The 15,391-nt window shown below is 63.2% G+C and carries 15 protein-coding genes; 11 read left to right on the forward strand and 4 right to left on the reverse strand.

Translation table 11 applies throughout. From position 1 onward, the window contains the following. Positions 1-3: 3 nt before the first annotated feature. The 6 genes from M2432_RS08395 to M2432_RS08420 are packed head-to-tail and all read left to right on the forward strand — an operon-like array spanning position 4 to position 4,692. Positions 4-843 (forward strand): MBL fold metallo-hydrolase, encoded by an 840-nt coding sequence (locus M2432_RS08395; RefSeq protein WP_280826330.1) that lies wholly within the window; start codon positions 4-6, stop codon positions 841-843. A 28-nt stretch (positions 844-871) separates the two neighbouring features. After that, positions 872-1,333, forward strand: a complete 462-nt coding sequence (locus tag M2432_RS08400) for a hypothetical protein (protein ID WP_280826331.1) — start codon at positions 872-874, stop codon at positions 1,331-1,333. Positions 1,334-1,369: 36 nt separating this feature from the next. Then, entirely contained in the window at positions 1,370-2,095 is a 726-nt protein-coding gene (locus M2432_RS08405; RefSeq protein WP_280826333.1) for a flavin reductase family protein, read from the forward strand. A 5-nt stretch (positions 2,096-2,100) separates the two neighbouring features. Further along, on the forward strand, positions 2,101-3,282 hold the full coding sequence (locus M2432_RS08410) for an alpha/beta hydrolase (protein ID WP_280826334.1): 1,182 nt from the start codon (positions 2,101-2,103) through the stop codon (positions 3,280-3,282). Then, entirely contained in the window at positions 3,279-4,127 is an 849-nt protein-coding gene (locus M2432_RS08415; protein WP_280826335.1) for an MBL fold metallo-hydrolase, read from the forward strand. The genes M2432_RS08410 and M2432_RS08415 overlap by 4 nt, the downstream gene beginning before the upstream one ends. Positions 4,128-4,170: 43 nt before the next feature. After that, positions 4,171-4,692, forward strand: a complete 522-nt coding sequence (locus M2432_RS08420; RefSeq protein ID WP_280826336.1) for a DUF302 domain-containing protein — start codon at positions 4,171-4,173, stop codon at positions 4,690-4,692. On the opposite strand, the gene M2432_RS08425 is transcribed toward M2432_RS08420, so the two are convergent. Both M2432_RS08425 and M2432_RS08430 read right to left on the reverse strand, forming a co-directional pair. Continuing rightward, a complete protein-coding gene (locus tag M2432_RS08425; RefSeq protein WP_280826337.1) occupies positions 4,689-5,594 on the reverse strand; it encodes an LLM class flavin-dependent oxidoreductase in 906 nt (301 codons plus the stop codon). The genes M2432_RS08420 and M2432_RS08425 overlap by 4 nt on opposite strands. Further along, the gene (locus M2432_RS08430; protein ID WP_280826338.1) at positions 5,587-6,468 is read right to left on the reverse strand and encodes an SDR family oxidoreductase; all 882 of its coding nucleotides are present in this window, start codon (positions 6,466-6,468) and stop codon (positions 5,587-5,589) included. The genes M2432_RS08425 and M2432_RS08430 overlap by 8 nt, the downstream gene beginning before the upstream one ends. Before the next feature lie 160 nt (positions 6,469-6,628). On the opposite strand from M2432_RS08430, the gene M2432_RS08435 reads away from it, so the two are divergent. Beyond that, positions 6,629-7,531, forward strand: coding sequence for a LysR family transcriptional regulator (locus tag M2432_RS08435; RefSeq protein ID WP_280826339.1), 903 nt, complete (start codon positions 6,629-6,631; stop codon positions 7,529-7,531). 103 nt (positions 7,532-7,634) lie between these two features. Further along, positions 7,635-9,068: a glyceraldehyde-3-phosphate dehydrogenase gene (locus M2432_RS08440; RefSeq protein WP_280826340.1), complete on the forward strand. Its 1,434-nt coding sequence runs from the start codon at positions 7,635-7,637 to the stop codon at positions 9,066-9,068. A 98-nt stretch (positions 9,069-9,166) separates the two neighbouring features. Here M2432_RS08440 and M2432_RS08445 read toward each other — a convergent pair whose 3' ends face one another. Further along, positions 9,167-9,844 (reverse strand): TetR/AcrR family transcriptional regulator C-terminal domain-containing protein, encoded by a 678-nt coding sequence (locus M2432_RS08445; RefSeq protein WP_280826341.1) that lies wholly within the window; start codon positions 9,842-9,844, stop codon positions 9,167-9,169. Between the two features lie 141 nt (positions 9,845-9,985). Between M2432_RS08445 and M2432_RS08450 the strand changes: the two genes are divergently transcribed. From M2432_RS08450 to M2432_RS08460, 3 genes are read left to right on the forward strand one after another with little or no spacing between them, the layout of a single operon-like run. Next, the gene (locus M2432_RS08450; RefSeq protein ID WP_280826342.1) at positions 9,986-12,196 is read left to right on the forward strand and encodes an acyl-CoA dehydrogenase; all 2,211 of its coding nucleotides are present in this window, start codon (positions 9,986-9,988) and stop codon (positions 12,194-12,196) included. Between the two features lie 8 nt (positions 12,197-12,204). Continuing rightward, positions 12,205-13,221, forward strand: coding sequence for an NADP-dependent oxidoreductase (locus M2432_RS08455; protein WP_280826343.1), 1,017 nt, complete (start codon positions 12,205-12,207; stop codon positions 13,219-13,221). 56 nt (positions 13,222-13,277) lie between these two features. Continuing rightward, positions 13,278-14,396 (forward strand): hypothetical protein, encoded by a 1,119-nt coding sequence (locus tag M2432_RS08460; protein WP_280826344.1) that lies wholly within the window; start codon positions 13,278-13,280, stop codon positions 14,394-14,396. Positions 14,397-14,686: 290 nt separating this feature from the next. Here the strand turns inward: M2432_RS08460 and M2432_RS08465 are convergent, their stop codons facing one another. Then, entirely contained in the window at positions 14,687-15,319 is a 633-nt protein-coding gene (locus M2432_RS08465; RefSeq protein ID WP_280826345.1) for a hypothetical protein, read from the reverse strand. Positions 15,320-15,391 lie beyond the last annotated feature (72 nt).

Consider the following 15,391-nt stretch of genomic DNA (forward strand, 5'->3'; position numbering starts at 1 on the left):
ATTATGAGCACACTGCAGTACGACGTTCTGGTCCACCACGGCATCCGCCGCCACAGGGACCAGCGGCTTCCCGACGGCAGTCCGATCGTTTCGTCCCCGGTGGCGTCCACGCTGATCTACGGCGATCGCGACGCCGTCCTCGTCGACCCCCCATTCACCTATGAGCAGGTAGAACAAGTCTGGGCTTTGATCGAACGGTCCGGCAAGACCCTCACTCGCGTCTATGCAACGCACGGCCACGGCGATCACTGGTTTGGCACCGAACTGTTGCTGGAGCGGTTTCCGGGCGTCACCGCTTACGCCACCGAGGGCACCATCGCGATGATGCACGAGCAGGCCACCGCCGGGCGGGCGCAGATGTGGGACGTGGACTTTCCCGGACAGATTCCGCCGAGCCCTGTTGTCTACCAGCCCATTCCGGCCGGCGGTTTCGAGCTCGAGCGGCACCGACTGCAGGCTGTCGAGGTAGGCCACACCGACACTGACGACACCACGGTGCTGCACGTGCCATCCATCGGACTGGTGGTCGCAGGCGACGTCGCCTACAACGGCGTGCACCAGTACCTGTTGGAAAGCGCCGACGGCGGCATCGACTCCTGGCTGGCCGCGCTGGACACCGTGGCAGCGCTGCAACCGCAGTCGGTCGTCGCCGGCCACAAGAATCGCGACCTGCCCGACGATCCTGCCATCATCGACGAGACCCGGCAGTACCTGCTGGACGCACAGCACCTGATCAACGAAAAGCCCAGTCCTCGAGAATATTTCGACAAAATGATCGCGCTCTACCCGGACCGGCTCAACGTGGGACCGGTGTGGTACACCGCGGTCGCACTGCTGTCCTGACCAAGACCACACAGCCCAAAGGAACGCCATGAGCACCAATGTTTCTGAAGTCCGCCAAGCAGTTCTCGATGACGTAAACCACTGGTTCTTCGAAGACTATCTGCCGACATGGGTCGGCGTCGCGGCCGGAACCGTAACCCGCGGTCCAGATTTCGTGCTCGACTATTGGTCGGCACCGTTGCAGTACAGCGACGACCTGGTCTCTGCGTGGTTCCTGGATGCAGAAGCCGTCACCAAGTTCCTCGCCGACCTGCATGAGCGCCTCAAAGAGAACGGCTATACACACACGGTGGTACCGGATCACCGAAGCCGCGTATACAGCGAAAACGGTGCTGCCATCGAGGTCATCTGGTCACGTTGTGGTGAAGCCCACGAAATCGAGCGTCTCGCCGTACATTTCGAGGTCGCGCGCGGCGAAGGCGGATGGCGCGTCGTCGGCATCCAGACCACACCCACAACGGCTTCCTCGCTCGATGCGGTCTGGCCGTAAGACCCAATCAGATCCTCCACCCGAAATCAGGACACCATGATCATCGACCCCACTGACCTCAATCCCACCTCCAGCTACAAATTGCTGATCGGCAGCGTCCTGCCCCGGGCGATCGCTTGGGTCAGCACTCAATCGACAACCGGCGTAGGGAACATCGCACCCGTTTCGTTCTTCACCGTTGTCGGCCGGTTTCCGCCGATCCTGTCGATCTCGCTACAGCCTCGCTCCGACGAGGCGACCCTGAAAGACACCTTCATCAACATCCGCGACACCGGTAACTTCGTCATCAACATCGCTTCGCTCGCGCAGGCCGATGCGCTGCACCGATCGGCCTTCGAATTCGACAGTGGCGTCGATGAATTCGAGGCTCTCGGCCTGCAGAAGGTGGCTTCTGAAGTGATTGACGCTCCGCGGATTGCCGACGCGCCCATTTCATTCGAATGCGTCGTCGATCGCATCATTCCGATGCCACCGTTGCCCGATCACGTTGTGTGGGGCCGCGTCAAGAAAATTCACGTACGCGACGATCTGTACCTGGAACGGGGCCGAATCGACACCGGGGCATTACACCCGTTCGGCCGACTCGCCGCCGAATACACGGCAGTGGACAACATCTTCACCACACCGATTCCCGATGCCGTGCTGGCGGACATTGAATCACAGCGCATCCGGCGCCTGGACGGCAAGGCAACCGACTTCTCCCCGATCGACACCAGCGAATGGTCACCATCGGGCTCAGTCTCTACGGGAACACCACAATGAGCTCAATGCCGGAAGTCTGGCAGTCGGAAGCGCGTGCCGATTCAGCAGCCACACTTCTGTTGATCCATGGCTACCTCGACAGCGCCACAGTGTGGACCGACCTGGTGGACGCACTCGGCGACTGCGTGAATGTTGTCCGGTACGACCTTCCCGGATTCGGTACGAGGCACATGCAACCCGTTGACCTGCACGAGATCTCCCTACCGACACTGGCCGCCGAGGCGGCATCGATCGCGGCAAGCATCGAAACACCGGTGTACCTGGTGGGCCACAGCTTGGGAACACAAGTGGCACAACTGGTGGCGGCCGAGCACCCCGAACTCGTAGCCGGCCTGATCCTCATGACACCGGTACCGCTCACGGGCACCCACCTCCCAGAGGAATCGGTAGCGCAATTCCGCGCCCTGGCGGCCCATTACGCGCAGCAACGGCACGCTCGCGCCCAGCTGTCACCGGCGCTGACCGACCGGCAACTGGACCGCCTCACCCGTATCGGCACCCTGGCCCGCCCGAGCATCGGCGCTCGGTACGCCGATGTCTGGAACGACGGATTCGACAGCGCCGCATCGGTCAAGGCCTACCGCGGGCCTGTACTGATTGTCGGCGGTGCTGCTGACGGATTCGTCACCCAACCGATCGTCGACACCGTCGCCGGCAAGTTCATCAATCCCCAGGTTCGGAGCGTAGAGAACGGGGGGCACTGGCTACACGTCGAACACCCCGGCAGCGTGGCGACCGTGATCCTCGACTTCCTGGATGACGTCACGGTTGACGTCACCGGCATGGAACCATCCGGCCCATTCGGTGGCCGATTCGCTGATGACATCGTGTTGGAGGGCGCCGTCTTTGCCAAACCAGTCGTCGGAAAAACCCAGGTACTAGCAACCCTTGCGGCGGCGGGGTCAATCTACGGCTCACTGCAGTTCACCACCGAGGCCCACAACAGCAGGACCACCTATCTGCAATGGACCGCCCGTCGCGTCGACTGCACCGAAGCCCGCGGCATCAGTGTCGTACGTCGCAACGCCTCCGGTGCAGTCACCGCGATATCACTGCATCATCAGCCACTGGCAGCTGTCCTGGAGTTCTCAACTGCACTGCGCGACCGTCTCGCCAATGTTGTTGACCCTGAACACTTTGTGCCCGGTTCAGACCAATGCGTACCGCCAACGAAAGAAGGATCATGAGCCTGCAGCACTCCACATTCGTCACCGCACCACTCCCCCAGGCCGGCCGCGGACCGCTGCCCGACGGGAGCACGCGGATGTGGTCGCCAATCACGTCGACACTCATCACCAACGACCACGACGCCGTCCTGGTTGATCCACCGCTGACCTCGGCACAGGCCGACCAGGTCGGCGACTGGGTGGCTGCATCGGGGCTGCGCCTGCGCCATATCTACATCACCCACGGGCACGGTGACCACTGGTTCGGCGCAATCCCGTTGTTGCGCCGATTCCCGGGTGCAACGGCGCTCGCGACGGCAGGAACCCAGCGACTCATGGCGAAACAGAACAGCCCGGAATTCCGAAAGGCATTTTGGGACAAGTTCTTTCCCGGTCAACTGCCAAGCGGCGACGTCAGCGTGGACGTCATCGACCACACGGGCTTCGAACTTGACGGCATCCCACTGCTGCCGATTGAAGCCGGCCACACAGACACCGACGCCACGACCATGCTCCACGTTCCCGACTCAGGGCTAGTCGTCGCGGGCGACGTCGTCTACAACGGCGTCCACCAGTACCTGGCCGAATCGGGTGGAACTGCCGGAATCGACTCCTGGCTCGCGGCCCTCGACACCCTCGAGGCACTGAACCCCACCACCGTCATCGCCGGGCACAAAAGCCCAGAAGCTCCCGACGATTTCTCCCAAATCGCAGCCACACGGACCTATCTCACCGACGCACGCACACTGGTCGGATCATCCGCCACGGCACAGGAGTTCTACGCGGCGATGCTCGCCCTTCATCCGCACCGGCTGAATCCGGGTGCCCTCTGGGGCTCGGCGGTGACCCTGCTGCCGCGCGAATGAACCCACCGACTGCACTACCAGTCCATACCCGAGAGGAACACCAATGAACGCCGTTACAACTGCCATCGATCATCCGTCACGCCGCCTGGTGGTGCCGCTGCCCGAATCATACGAAGAAGCCCGCGCACACTATGAGACGCTTGTCCCCGAGGTCGACAACGCCCAGTTTCGCGAGATGTCGACATGGCACGATGTCGTGGACCTGGCGAAAATACTTGCCCCACACGGATTCATGCGTTACGCCAGGATAGATCTGGCTGATCTTATGGCGAAATCACGGGCGCCCTGGCAGGCCACGCAGTACTTGATGGGCAATCACACCATTGCCGAGCGAATGTACCGCTACGACCCGTCAATCATGCTCCACGCACCGCTGCGCAGCCTGCTATACACAGATGACCGCGGCATTGCCACTTTCGCCGTCGATCAGCCGAGTCTGCTGTTCGCCAGCTACCAGAGCCCGGACATCGCCGCCGTCGGACACGAACTCGACGACCTGTTGGCTGAGCTGATAAAGCTCCTCGGGGGTGCAGTTCCAGACCAGTTGCTGAACCGCACCGACTAGCCCACCACCGCGGGAGCCAGCTTCTCCAGGTACTCCACTCCTGCACCGAAATCGACGCCGGCCAACATCAGCACTACATGATCGGCACCGGCCTCGCGATGCCTGTCCGCTAGAGCGGCAATCGACGATGGGTCGCCGTAGCCGACCACCGCATCGACCAGTCGATCGCTCACCGCGGCGATGTCATCGGTCCGGTATCCCAGCCCGGCCAGTCGTTGAGCGAACGACTTCACCTGCACCCGTGCCGAGAGCAATTCGCGCGCAGCACTTTTCGCGTGTTCACGGTCGGGTTGGGCTTGTACGCTCAATCCAATGACCAGCAGTTTGTCGGGCCCCAGCGCCTGGCGGGCCTGCGCCGTGAATTCTGGCGGCAGTCCCGCGGGCATGGCGCCGTCGGCGACCTCGCCCGCCAGGGCCAGCATCTTCGGACCGTTCGCTGCGATGATGCGCGGGTATACCGCATCGGGCGCCGGGGTGGGCGACGGCTGATCCATGGCCGCCAGGTATCGCCGCATCGTAGCCAGCGGATTGCCGAACTCCTGGCCGGTGATCTCCGCCTGATATGGGTAGCCGACCCCTAGCCCCAGCACGATCCGGCCCGGATACGCCTGTTCGAGCATGGCGGCCGCCCCGTGCCCTGTGAGCGCAGGACGCGCCCAAACATTTGCGACGCCCGTGGCCAACGTCAGTCGATGGGTGGCGGCCAGCAGAATTGCCGACTGCATCAAAGCGTCTTTGCCGCCGACAGGTTCGTTGACCCAAGCCGTCCGATACCCAGCGTGCTCCATGCGGACCACGGCCGAGCGCTGCTCATCGATAGCCGTCATCTGGCCCAGTGGCACCGGCACGAATGCGCCCACCGGGCCAAGTGCGCGGCGCGCGGAGTCTACGACGTCACTCATCAAAGTAACGTCCCGTCTCCAGATCGGCGATCAACCCGGGCATCTCGGCCCGCCAGCCCAGCCACTGTCGCGTGAGGACACTGGATGCGGGCAGGTCCATCGCGAAGAACCCGCCAAGCCAACCGAAGTGGTCGAATGCCCGTTCTACGGGCACCGACTGCACCGGCAGATTCAGGCGGCGTCCGATGACTTCAGCGATATCCCGCACCGGAACCCCCTCATCACCTACCGCATGTAGTCGACTGCCCGCGACCGCACCTTCGAGCGCAAGCCGGAACAATCGGGCGGCGTCTAGACGGTCGACCGCGGGCCACCGGTTGGAACCGTCGCCGGGATACGCCGAAATGCCTTTGTCGCGGGCGATTTCGATGAGGCGAGGGACAAAACCGTGATCCCCCACACCGTGTACCGATGGCGCCAATCGCACCGCTGACACCCGGACGCCACGATCGGCCAAATCAAGCGCCGTCTCTGAAATCCGCGGGGACGCTGGATGAGCGGGGTCTTCCTCGGTCAGCGAACGCCCCACCCCAAAGCTCGCCATACCCGAAGTGACGACGAACGGCCGATCCGTTCCGGCCAGCGCGTCCCCGATCGTCTCGATCGCCGAGCGATCGGCCTCGGCGGCCGCCGCGTAGTCCTCGAAGTTGTGGATAAACGCCATGTGGACCACACCGTCGGCCAGCTTGGCGCCCTCACGAAGGCTTCCCGGGTCGGCGAGCGAGCCGCGGTGCACCCTGGCTCCCGCCGCTGTGAGCTTGGCGGCGGAATCATCGGAACGGGCAAGCCCTATCACCTGATGCCCCGCGCCAAGTAGTTCGCGGACTACTGCCGAACCCACGAAACCCGATGCGCCTGTCACAAAAACCCGCATAGTGAACTCCTGTAGATCGTGCTGAAGAACGGTGATTCCACCCTTCCCGCGACACCACGACAGCGTCCAAGTCCCATTGCGCATCGATCAATACCAATGAGGCATCACAGCAGTTCATAGGCTGTTTCTATGAATTCCCGGGCGCAGAGGGCAATACCATATGGGTATGACGGATGCAGCGGCACCACGGGACCTGGAGCTACGCCTGGTCCGATATTTCACCGTAGTGGCCGACCACCGACACTTCGGCCGGGCCGCCGCCGAGCTGCGCGTCGCGCAACCGTCGCTGAGCCGTCAGATCAGCCGGCTGGAACAGCAACTCGGCGCACGCCTGTTGGACCGGACGCCACAAGGCACACGTCTCACCGATGCCGGGGAGGTCTTTCTGCCCAAGGCAAAAGCGCTGCTGCGCTCGGCCGACCAGGCAGTCGCGCAGACTCGTGCAGCAGCAGAGCCGAGCAGCCTGACCATCGGTTACTCCATGGGCATCATCGTCACGCCGGCGGTGTTGGAGATGCGGCGCAGGCATCCCGACGCTGACGTGCACGCGACCCACCTCGACTGGGACCAGATACGCACCGCGCTGCTCGATCACCGAGTGGATGCCGTGGTGGCGCGGCTGCCCTTCCCCACCGATCAGCTGCACGTGACCATCTTGTACGACGAGCCACGGGTGGTCATCGTTCACAAGAATCACCCTCTGGCCCAGCGTGATTCGGTCACGCTTGATGACATCGCCAACGAACCGATGCCGCGGATACGCAACTCCGACCCGGCGTGGAGTGCGTACTGGCGAATGGAACCCCGACCAGATGGAAGCCTCGCCCCCGAGGGGCCCATCATCGATGCACTCGAGGACAAATTCGAAGTCATCGCATCTGGACAGGCCATTGCCATATCGGCAGGTTTGCACGGCAACGCTTTTCGTCCTGACGTCGTCGCGATTCCACTCGTGGACGTTGAGCCCTGTCACGTCGTGCTGGCCTCCCGCGCCGACAACCGCAACCGGCTGCTATCGACCTTCCGCAAGATCGCCCATGAGACCCTGACCGGGCCGCTCTAGCGGTACTGGTAGGCGTATCGACACGCATGGCGCGAATCGGCGCTCGCTAACATCAATGCGCTGCTCAGCGTGAGGAGCCGACGCGACTCGTAGGACGTAGGACTTGAATACCCCAGAACTCGCCCATTGGAATGCCCAGGAAGCGCTCGCGGAAGCGATGATTCCCATCATCGGCGCTCTGCACCGCACCCATGGCGTCACGGTGCTGCTGCACAGCCGGTCTCTGGTGAATAAATCGGTCATCAGTATTCTGCGGACCCACCGTTTTGCGCGCCAACTGGGCGGCGACGAACTGACCGTCGAAGAGACCTTCCCGTTTCTGCAGGCGCTCGCCGATCTGGACTTGGGCCCGGCCAAGATCGACCTAGGCCTGCTGGTGCTGGCCTATCGTGCTGACCGTCGTGGTCTGTCCGTCCCGGAATTCACTGCCGAGATGCTCGACGAGGTAACGGGCGGAAACAAGATCGAAGCGCAGGGCCCGCGCGATGTGGTGCTCTATGGGTTCGGCCGGATCGGCCGGCTGGTGGCGCGTCTGCTCATCGAAAAGGCCGGCTCCGGAAACGGCCTCAACTTGTGCGCTGTCGTGGTGCGTAACAGCGGAGATGGCGACCTGGCCAAACGTGCGTCGCTGCTGCGCCGCGACTCGGTGCACGGACACTTCAACGGCACCATCAAGGTTGACCAGGACAACAGCTGTCTGGTCGCAAACGGCAACGTCATCAAATTCATCTACAGCGATGACCCGGCGAGCGTCGACTACACCCAGTACGGCATCGACAACGCCATCCTGATCGACAACACCGGCAAATGGCGAGACCGCGAAGGACTGTCCAAGCACCTCCGTCCCGGCATTTCGAAGGTGTTGCTGACCGCGCCGGGCAAGGGCGACGTGCCCAACATCGTGCACGGAGTCAATCACCGCACATTGGATCTGGGCCAGCAGATCTTTTCGTGTGCGTCGTGCACCACCAACGCGATCGTCCCGCCGCTGAAGGCGATGGACGACGAGTTCGGCATCGTTCGCGCGCATGTGGAGACGGTGCACTCGTTCACCAACGATCAGAACCTGCTGGACAATTACCACAAGGCTGACCGTCGTGGCCGCTCCGCGCCATTCAACCTGGTTCTCACTGAAACCGGTGCCGCCTCCGCGGTGGCCAAGGCGCTGCCCGAGCTGAAGGCCAAGATCACCGGCAACTCGATTCGTGTTCCTACGCCGGATGTTTCGGTTGCCATCCTCAACTTGCAGCTCAAGCGCGAAACCACCAAGCAGGAGGCGTTGGGGTATCTCCGTGATGCGTCGTTGTCGGGACCGTTGAGCCGCAACCTTGATTACACCGCGGCAACCGACGCGGTGTCGAGCGACTTCATCGGTTCGCGCGCGGCATGCGTCATCGACGAAAGTGCTGCGATCGTCGACGGCGACAATGTGATTCTGTACGTCTGGTACGACAACGAATTCGGCTACTCGTGCCAGGTCGTGCGGACGGTGCAGTATCTGTCGGGCATCGAGTATCCGACCTATCCGCGGATGTGATTGTGTGACTTTGCTGTTGAACTAGGCCGCTACCGCGACCGCACCCAAGCACACCGATGTCAGAACTCTCGCCGCCGCAATGCGGTGTCGGCGGATAGCTAGGCCGGTTCTGGTGGTAGCCTGTAATGAACAGCAATACCGATGAGCAGCAACGTCATTCGATGCTGAAACGCTTCCTCGCTGAACGGATCATGGGCAGACTGGCCGATGGCGCGCATGGTGGGAAAGTCCGACGATGCGCGCCGTGCGACGAGTTTTAGGATCCGAGCCAGCCATGGCTGCCCATCCTCCACATAGAGGTGTTCACGGTGCGCCTCGGTGACGCTGCCGACCGCCATCGCACTGACCGCGGCCCACACAGCGAGGGCATCTTTCGGTGAGAGTCCTTGCTCTGCAAGAACTTCAACTGCATCAGCGGTGTATTCCATCTCCGCGCCGGGGCGAACCGCGCCGGCGACGAACTTCTCGACCAGTGCCGGCTCGGACGCCAGCACGGTCCGGATGTAGGACGCGTAGTCGCGCAACCAGGTGGCCCAATGCCCGCCGGTGTAACGCGGTGGCGGTGAGCTGGTCAGAGCACTCTCGGTGGCCAGGCGCAGCAGGTCGTCATGATTCTTAACATGGTGGTAGAGGCCAGGGAGGCTGATGCCCAGATGTTCGGCGACCCGGCGCATCGTCACGTTGTCAGTGCCTATCGCCGAAACTGCCGCGACGATGGCGCTCTGGTCGATCCGGGGTGGTCTGCCTCGGCGCGGCGTCACGGGGGCCGGATTCATCGGCGTCCTCCTGCCGTGCCGGGCACTTTTCAATCTGGGGTTGACGATAATCGAAATGAGTTCTAATAATCAATATGAAAAATCCGCTGGCCCTGGGATGTCGCAGCTCCCCCGACACGCGACTGGAGTACTGAAGCGCCGATGGCACTGGCTATCACCACAGAGCAGGAACAGTTGGCCGCCGCCGTCAGCCAGTTCGCGGCTCGCCACGCCCCAGTGGACAAGACCCGGGCAGCATTCGAGTCGATCGCCGCCGGCAAACTGCCGCCGTGGTGGGAAGACCTGGTCGCAAGCGGCTTTAATGCGGTGCACGTCGCCGAGGACTTCGGTGGGCAGGGAGGGACGCTCGCCGATATGGGTTGCGTCATCGAAGCCGCTGCCGCAGCGCTCCTGCCGGGCCCGTTGCTCAGCACCGTGACGGCAATCGCGGTAGCCCGCGACGCCGAGTCACCAACCCTGCTATCCGATCTCGTCGGCGGCGCAACAGCAGTCGTCATCCTGCCCGAGCACAGCAGTGTTCGAGCCGTCCGCCGTCCGGATCATTGGGAGCTCACCGGCACGTCCGACTCGACACTGGGTCTGTGTTCGGCGCGGCACATCCTGCTCACCGCCCAATGTGACGACGGAGTCGAGCGCTGGTTCGCCGTTGCTGCTCACGCTCTTTCGGTTGAGCAGCAACGCGGCACGGACCTCTGCACCGACGTTGGCATCCTTTCCGTCAAAGACCTTGCCGTTCCCAATGATTCGGTGTTGTTGGGCATATCGTCAGAACGGGCCCGGTGCATCACCGTGGCGCTGGCGGCCTGTGCGGCCGCCGGCACGCTGCGGCGCTGCGCCGAAGAGGCGACGGACTACCTCCGCACGCGCGAACAATTCGGCCGACCTATCGGCACCTTCCAGGCGCTACAACATAAGGCGGCGGCATTGCGGGTCAACGCCGAACTCGCGGCTGCCGCGGCGTGGGATGCGGTACGGGCCGAAGACGAATCGATTGAACAACATCGACTGGCGGCCGCGGTAGCAGCCCGCATGGCCATCACGCCCAGCCCGGAGCTGGCGCTGGACGCCCTGCTCATGTTCGGGGCAGTCGGCTACACCTGGGAGCACGACGCGCACCTGTACTGGCGCCGCGCCACCAGCCTGGCGGCATCCCTGGGGCCGGCAACGCAATGGAGCCGTCAAATCGGCCGCCTCGTCTTGAGCCATAAGCGTTCCACCGCAGTGGAACTCGGGGATATCGAAGCCGAGTTCCGGCAGTGGGTGGCTGACGTCCTCGACCGCGCTGCGGTGCTGCGCAACGAATACCCGGCCGACGACACCCGTAACAGCGAAGGACTGGCGCGCGGGTCGCAGCGCAACGCGATCGCCGAGGCAGGTCTGGTTGCTCCGCAGCTACCGGCGCCGTGGGGCGTGGGCGCCGGTGCGGTCCAGCAGGTGATCCTCGGTGAGGAATACGCCAAACGGCCGGATGTGGTCAGACCATCGCTGGGCATCGCCGAATGGATACTGCCCACCATCCTGACCCACGGAACCGACTCGCAGCGTGACAGATTCGCCTGGCCCATCCTGCGCGGCGAGCTGCGCTGGTGCCAGCTGTTCAGCGAGCCGGGTGCCGGATCCGACCTGGCGTCGCTGACCACCCGCGCGGTCAAGGTGGACGGCGGCTGGCGCGTCAACGGCCGCAAGATCTGGACCTCGCTGGCGGACAAGGCGCAGTTCGGGGCCATGCTGGCACGCACCGATCCCGACGCCCGCAAGCACCAGGGCATCAGTTACTTCCTGGTCGACATGACCTCGCCGGGCGTCGAAGTCACCCCGATCAAACAGGCCAGCGGCCGTTCGGAATTCAACGAAGTCCTGCTGACCGACGTCTTCATTCCCGATGACTTGCTGGTCGGCAATCCCGGTGACGGGTGGATGCTGGCGTTGTCGACGATGGCGGTGGAACGCACCGCAATCGGCAACTACGTCGAACATGATCGGACCGGAGCCCTGCGACACGTCGCGGAAAGCGAAGGGCCAGAACAAGATGCCGCTCTCCTGGCACTCGGCGACGTCGAAGCCTACAGCACGGCCATCAAAATGATGGTGCTCCGCGAAACGCTGCGGCAGGTGCAGGGCCAGCAGCCAGGGCCGACCTCCAGCATGGCGAAATATGCCATGGTCTCGCTGTTGCGCCTGGCGTCTGCATCGACCCTGGGGGTCACCGGGCGACTGGCCATGTTGGAACAGTCTGAGCCCGCGATCTTCCAGCCTTACTTCGATGCACCCGCCGAACTCATCGGCGGCGGCACCGCAGAAATCCAACTCACAGTCATCGCCTCGATGATCCTTGGGCTACCACAGAAATGAGCGACACGATGAGCCGCGAAAACCGTCAGATCCTCCTGCGGCGCCGCCCCAACGGGTTGGTCTCCCCCGATGACACCGAGATGGTGACGGCGGCTGCGCCGGAACCTGCCGAGGGTGAGGCGCTGCTGCGCACCACCTATGTCGGCATGGACGCCGCCGCGCGTACCTGGCTGGACGGCGAACCCGGCTACCTTCCGGCCCTCGAACTGGGCGAGGTGGTCCGGGTGGCCGGAATCGGCGAGGTCGTCGAATCACGTTGTGACGCCTTCAAAGTCGGCGACCTTGTCACCACCCTGACCGGGTTGCAGGACTACGCGATCATCCGCGACGATCTGTTCAGCACGCCGGTGGTCGGCTACACCGATCCGCTCGCGGTGATGTCGATCTACGGACCGACTGGCGCAACGGCCTATTTCGGCATGAAGGGCGTGGGCAAGCCGCAAGCCGGCGAGACTGTCGTGGTGTCGGCCGCGGCAGGTGCCACCGGGTCCGTGGCGGGTCAGATCGCCAACATCGCCGGTGCTCGGGTAGTCGGCATCGCGGGCGGCTCGGACAAATGCCGTGTCGTGGTAGAGGATTTCGGTTTCGACGCCTGTGTCGATTACAAGGCCGGTAACCTCACCGCCGCGCTCAAGGAAGCGTGCCCCAACGGAATCAACGTCTATTTCGACAATGTCGGCGGCGACGTTCTCAATGCCGTGCTGGGCAACCTGGCGCACAAGGCGCGCGTGGTGATGTGCGGCATCATCTCCAGTTATCTCAACGGTGATCACCCCGGTCCGTCCAATTACGTCAACCTGCTCTCCACGTCCTCGACAATGCAGGGCTTCATCGCACTCGAGGAATGGGCGCACTTTGATGAGGCGTTTGAAGCGCTACGCGGCTGGGAGCAGGAAGGTCTACTGGTGCATCGCGAAACCGTCTACGACGGACTGGAATCCAGCATCGATGCACTCAACGGTCTGTTCACCGGAGCCAACATCGGCAAGATGCTGGTGAAGGTCAACGAACCCGGCGACGCCTGACCCCAATCGATTGCGATTGATTCTCCTTGCCGGGCAAGTGATGAGGAACTGAGACCATGCTGACCCCGTTCGACGATTACCCGATCCACGCCTCGGCTGATCCGGTCGCGGTGCCGGTCAGTGCAGATCCCAACCACTACGACCGCTACTGGTTCAACGGCCACCAGCGCGACGGCGATTTCTACTTCGGCGCGGCCATGGGGCATTACCCCGTACGCGGGGTCATCGATGCCGCCTTCAGTCTGGTCAAAGATGGTGTTGAGCATTCGATCTTCGCGTCGGGGGCAATGCCGCTGGACCGATCGGCGACCATCGGCCCCTTCCACATCGAAGTGGTCGAGCCACTGCGCACCATCCGCTACATCGTCGACTCCAACGAACACGACATTTCGTGCGACCTGACCTTCAGTGCAACCACGGTGGCCCTTGAGGAACCCCGCCAACAGCGCCGAACCGCCGAAGGCATCATGCTGACCGACCACACCCGGCTCACCCAGTGGGGTTCGTGGGAAGGAACCATCTGCGTCGACGGCGAAGATGTGGCGGTTGAAGCCGGCCCTGTGCCCGGGACCCGGGATCGCTCCTGGGGCATCCGACCGGTCGGCGAACAAGTTCCGGTACTCCGTCAACCCATGCCTTTCCAGATTTTCTGGCTTTGGGCGCCTTTGCATTTCGGGGATCGCTTCACGCACTACGCCTTCCACGAACACGAGGACGGGCGTCGATGGTTGGAAACCGCGCAAGTATTGGACCCGATACCCGCCAGCGTGTCCCCGTGCAGTCGGGTAGGCGTGCGAGAGTGCTACGACATCGGCTACGAACTCGAATGGGAACCGGGACGCCGCGAAATCCGGCGTGCCCGCCTGTGGTTCACCGATCCGGTCGAGGGCGAAACCCACATCGAGGTGGAAAAGCTCTTCACCTTCCGAATGCGCGGGATCGGCTACTGGCATCCGCACTGGGGGCACGGCTCGAACCATGGCCAGTACGAAATCGGCCGGGAGTCAATCCGATTAGCCGACTTCAACCCGACCGACTTCGCGTCGCTGCATCTGCAGAACGTGGTCAAGGCAACCATGGGTGAGCGCACCGGGATCGGCGTCGTCGAGCAGATCGCCATCGGACCGCACGCACCGTCGGGTCTCACCGGGTTTATGGACGGCTACGACGGCTGACGCCGTGGCCTGCGCGCTGTCTGCGCGGGTAGCCTCGAACCGAGTTGCGTGAAGCGCACCCGGGCGAAAGAGGCCGTTCATGAGCAATCTTGAGGCTGAGTCGGTCGAATTCGATTGTGCTGCTGGGCTTGTTGGAACGTCGGGCGTCTGGCCTGCAACTCGCGGGGCTGGGTCAGCCCGGTCCGAGGCGTCATCTGGCCAAGCTAAAGGCCCATTGACGGCAGAAGAAGGGCCATGATCACTGTGATCGCAAAGCGATCACAGATACAGTTCTCCGGTTGAAACGCCCCTTACTGCGACTCGTAGATCGACGGTGATCCCCAGCCGGGGCCGGTGAAGCACGAGTCGGGCGTCTTCGACGTGCACTGTTGTGGTGGCGCAGGGCGTGGCGGCGTCGGCGTAGGCCCGTCCAGCTTGACCGTGTACGAGGCCCCGAACACTCCAGACGCCGTACTGGCCCGCTTCTTGTATGACGCGCTGAGGGTGAAAGGCGACGGCGCCTCGGGTTCTGTTGCGAGCTCCAAAGTCCATTTTCCGTTCGAGACACCAGTTGTGCCGATCCAGTTCAGCCCTGTGGTGTTGGCTGCTGTCAGCACCACGCCGACCGCCTCGATGTCGGGGTCCGCAATCCCCGACACGGTGACCTTGGTGCCGGAGTCATCGACCGTGACGCTTTCCACCGAACCGCGATCGGACGTCCGTACCTCAGCGATCGGTGTCGAATGCGCCTGCTGAGCATGGGTCTGGACGATCGCCACGCCGATTCCGGTGACTATGGTGGCCAGTCCTCCGATGAATGCGGTGGCAACGCCGCCGATCAGTTTGGACTTCTCGCTCGATATCGAGTTGTCTGGTTGGTCCTCGGCCTTGGCAACAGACGGTCGGAGCCGGGGAATTCTCAGTGGTCGTGCGTGTGTGGTCATGGCTCTGCCCCCGCAGCAAAAGCTCGTAGTGGATGTTGTGTTCTCTGACCGGCTGACACCGGATCAAGTGCA

This window comes from Mycobacterium sp. OTB74, assembly GCF_029892685.1.
Classification (GTDB): Bacteria; Actinomycetota; Actinomycetes; order Mycobacteriales; family Mycobacteriaceae; genus Mycobacterium.